Source organism: Legionella sp. km772, from assembly GCF_003989735.1.
In the GTDB taxonomy this organism is placed as follows: Bacteria; Pseudomonadota; Gammaproteobacteria; order Legionellales; family Legionellaceae; genus Legionella.
The window spans coordinates 1-3581 of the sequence record NZ_RZGQ01000245.1 but is presented as its reverse complement, the minus strand read 5'-3'; the positions used below and the strand labels follow the sequence as shown (position 1 = coordinate 3581).

Below are 3581 nucleotides of genomic sequence, written 5' to 3'. Positions count from 1 at the left end.
GATAAAAACTCATTTAAATCACTTTGCTATTAAGTACAAATTGATTCTTAGAGCGAACCAGATTGCTTGGCAGGAGCTTAAAAATATGGCAGCTTAAAATTGACCGTGCGTAACATGAGCTCATAATTGGCCTGCCCTTATTGCCGGTGTTGCGCTGTGGGGAATTCATATGGGAATGACCCAAGGTTTATTAGCGACTATGATTACCGATCTCTCACCAAGAGATTTACGAGGAACAGCCTTTGGCTTTTTTAATTTGCTTAGTGGCTTTATGATGCTTGTAGCCAGTATGCTGGCAGGATTCTTGTGGGAGTATTTTAATCCAGCCATTAGTTTTTATACCGGAATAGGCTTTTGTTTGCTTGCCTTAATTAGCCTTACTATCCGTCACCGATTCATTAACGATAAAAGCCTGCAGTCCTAGATGAGCAGTTTTTTTAAGTCAAATGTATAAAAACAAACCCTTTTGCGTTAATATAGGCAATCTCACTTTAAATTCATCCAATTATGAAAAGCCTTGTAGAAATTAAAGAGTTATTAGCCTTAAGTGGTAAGCCGAGAAGTGTTCCAGATCCTCTTATGGCTTTTTTCTTATATTTAAAAACGGTGAACAGCAAACAAGGAACACTTAAGGCCTTTGCGATGAACACTAAAGAGCTTGGCGATTTAGCGGTTATTATTGAGGAAATGGTTGATTATTGTACCCAAGACCTACGCTTTCAAATTGCTTTGTCAAAATGGGATGACAGCGCTAAATTAAATCATTGGACCTTTTTAGAATTCGATTTCAAGGGGTCGCTTAATAACCCTGCTTTGGATATTCTCATTTGTGACCCCCTAGGTTTTCAGCAATCGCTAGTCTTAGCTAACTTAATCAGCTGGAGCCTGGAATTTGGCCGCTTAAGCGAACACTGCCAACTTAAAATCTATATTCCCTCCGACACCCTGCAAATTTCCGGTCGCAGTTGTGCCTATTTTGTGACCGACAGTATTGCCAGATTGTCAAACCAAGAGCAGTTTAATCCACTTTATGACTATATGAGTTCTAATCAGCAGGAAGAGCAACAAGAAATAGCCCAAAGCACCTTACTCCACTTTAGGGAGTCTTTAGCGATGGCTTATACAAAGGAAGAACTCGATGAGATCTATAAATTCAATCTAGTGGTTAGCTCTTTACCGACGAGGCTTTTACGCACCCAACACTCAGTGGAGACCTTAACAAAAGATATCCTGGCGGTAGAGGAGCGTAGCCTAGAAATTGTTAACAAAAAGGGAGATACTGCCGCTGAGTCCATCAATAAGCATTCTTTTTTTGTTACCAACCGTCAGCAAGAACAAGAATATCGCAATATGCGGGTTAACATAAAAATGGAAAAATTAGGTGCGCAAATAGCTGAAGTAGCCGCTGAAATGACCGCTGAGGAGGAAGAAATTGACCTGTTTAATGAAGCAGTAGAAAGACACCGCCTTCCGGCTTTAGCAGAATTCCTTAATACTCAAATGACGCTAAGGAGTGCCGTGTATTGTTGAACGTATTCACAGTAACTTTTTGGGCTTTTTTTAATGATTTATTTTTAAATAACTCCAACAAAGCATTGGTTGGTAATTAATCCTTATCTTATTCAGATTTATTAAGAAGCTCACATGCTGCAGTCATAGGGAAAAATAATTCGCTTACTGTAATATTCACATAAAAAAACTATATTTCCCCACATGGCCATACAGGGATAGGATCCTTACCAATAACAATATGATCACTTAAGCTTGGAGCAGCATAGCTGGTGGGAATACCGCGGACTAGCTCACCTAGTTTGGCAGGAAAGACATATTTTAACCCATGTGGTTTGGCCGGAGGACGGTATGGTGTAATTACCCCCTACTACAACTAATGGCTTAAATGCACTATTGATTTGATAAGGACTCAAACACAAATTCAAATGCAAGACTATTTTGAGACCAGCCTTCGATCTGCTTGGCCAGCACGATATCATGCGGTTTAAGCATTGAGAATCACCTTTATTCCATATTCTAGAATTTAGAATAAAGAATGACTTAGTCAAGTTACGGTATTAGTTTTGCTTAATAAAGTAGATATTTCGAAGATAATTAGAGTGAATTTTATTCAATTAATTTGGAGTGTCTTGGTTAATTGGTGGAAGGCGGCGACTATTTATTGATTAGTTAATGTGTTGTTTTTAAAGGGTTATTTTTATTGGAGATAAAAATATACCCCCAAATGTACCCCAGTTGAATATTGTTGGCCTAATTTTTAATCTTCAAAAGAAATTTTATTACAAATTCATTCATAACGCAGCTTAGTCTAAAATAAAAATATTGGTGCTTAACCTACACATGGAACGGTGAGGATTAAAATGGAATTAGATAAATATTGTGCAATAATTTTAGACTTACTTTTTAAGCGCCATGAAAACTCCTCAAGTCAAAAAAATCTTTCTTTAGGAATTAACGAAATTAAACGTGAAGTAAAACCAAATTTAGGTAATGAGTATAAAGTACAGAATTTAAATCACGCTTTAGATTATTTGCTGCAGAATGAGTTGATTGTTAAAGAGCATGACTTATTTTCATCTCCCAAAGGAGTGGAAAAAGAAACAAACGTTAAATATAAAATTTCAGGTGTTGGTATTGCGAGCAAGGAAAAACCAGAGTTGTTTCTACCAAACCCAGGTTATGCTAGCAGTATTAATATCTCCTCTGTAGAGAATGTAACAATTATTGGAAAACATAGTAAAGTAATTATTCATACTAAATATAAAGAGTTAGGTGAAAAGATTGAAGAACTTATTGATTTGGTTCAAGACAATGCGAGCATTCCCAAAAAAGACAAAGCTGATATTTTGGCTTTAATAAAGGCTTTAGAAAGTCTTTTTATATCTGAAACACCAAATATTGAATTGGTGAGAAAGACTGATATAGACCTAACTTTAAAATTAAAAAAATGGTCGACAACTTTAGGGGAGAATGTACTAGTTAATGGTATTACCAACTTAATTACATCCTACTTTGGTATATAGCTATTACGTAAAGCAACATCGTTTAATTTCCGCAACAAGTATATAGTCAAATGGTACGTTCAAAGAGAAATAACCTCTTGAACTGAAGGTTTATAATATTCAGCATGCCCTGATTTAATAATCAAATTATCAGAGAGTTATATAGTTACGGCCGTATGAGTATGACCACATAAAACTAAAAACTGAATATCAGCATGTTTTTTAACAAAACTCATAATCACATCACCAGTTGCCTTTGAAGCAAAATAAGGCAGCCAATTATCATCACTAGGTTTATCCTTGTGCCAACTGCTTTCAGGAAATGGGGGGATATGAGTAGCAATAATTACTTTTTTAATATCAGTGTCAATTACATCACACAATGTCTTTTGAAGAACTGAGACATCTATGTCAGCCAATTTCTGCATTTCCCTTTTTAGGGCAGACTTATTCACTCATGTTACGCACATAAACTTGTAGTTTGACTAAAAAGCATTAGAATTCCGCCCTTAATTTTAGGGAGGGAATTAAATGGATATGCTTGATCTTTATAGTGATTATTTGATT

5 protein-coding genes are annotated in these 3581 nt (G+C 35.9%); 3 read left to right on the top strand and 2 right to left on the bottom strand.

What is annotated here, in order from left to right; all coding sequences use genetic code 11:
• Positions 1-13 precede the first annotated feature (13 nt).
• Positions 14-169, bottom strand: a complete 156-nt coding sequence (locus ELY15_RS16285) for a hypothetical protein (RefSeq protein ID WP_158617511.1) — start codon at positions 167-169, stop codon at positions 14-16.
• On the opposite strand from ELY15_RS16285, the gene ELY15_RS14580 reads away from it, so the two are divergent.
• The 3 genes from ELY15_RS14580 to ELY15_RS14570 all read left to right on the top strand — a co-directional run bounded on the left by ELY15_RS14580 (position 170) and on the right by ELY15_RS14570 (position 3035).
• Positions 170-424: an MFS transporter gene (locus ELY15_RS14580; protein WP_233586819.1), complete on the top strand. Its 255-nt coding sequence runs from the start codon at positions 170-172 to the stop codon at positions 422-424.
• 83 nt (positions 425-507) lie between these two features.
• Positions 508-1530 carry a hypothetical protein gene (locus ELY15_RS14575; protein WP_127101300.1) on the top strand — a complete coding sequence of 341 codons (1023 nt, stop codon included), beginning with the start codon at positions 508-510 and terminating at the stop codon, positions 1528-1530.
• 842 nt (positions 1531-2372) lie between these two features.
• Positions 2373-3035: a hypothetical protein gene (locus ELY15_RS14570; RefSeq protein ID WP_127101298.1), complete on the top strand. Its 663-nt coding sequence runs from the start codon at positions 2373-2375 to the stop codon at positions 3033-3035.
• Between the two features lie 137 nt (positions 3036-3172).
• Here the strand turns inward: ELY15_RS14570 and ELY15_RS14565 are convergent, their stop codons facing one another.
• Positions 3173-3433, bottom strand: a complete 261-nt coding sequence (locus ELY15_RS14565; RefSeq protein WP_127101296.1) for a hypothetical protein — start codon at positions 3431-3433, stop codon at positions 3173-3175.
• Positions 3434-3581 lie beyond the last annotated feature (148 nt).

Coding starts and splice junctions, on each gene's coding strand:
- ELY15_RS14580 (WP_233586819.1), top strand. CDS start 170: ATGGGAATGACCCAAGGTTTATTAGCGACTATGATTACCGATCTCTCA.
- ELY15_RS16285 (WP_158617511.1), bottom strand. CDS start 169: ATGAATTCCCCACAGCGCAACACCGGCAATAAGGGCAGGCCAATTATG.
- ELY15_RS14570 (WP_127101298.1), top strand. CDS start 2,373: ATGGAATTAGATAAATATTGTGCAATAATTTTAGACTTACTTTTTAAG.
- ELY15_RS14575 (WP_127101300.1), top strand. CDS start 508: ATGAAAAGCCTTGTAGAAATTAAAGAGTTATTAGCCTTAAGTGGTAAG.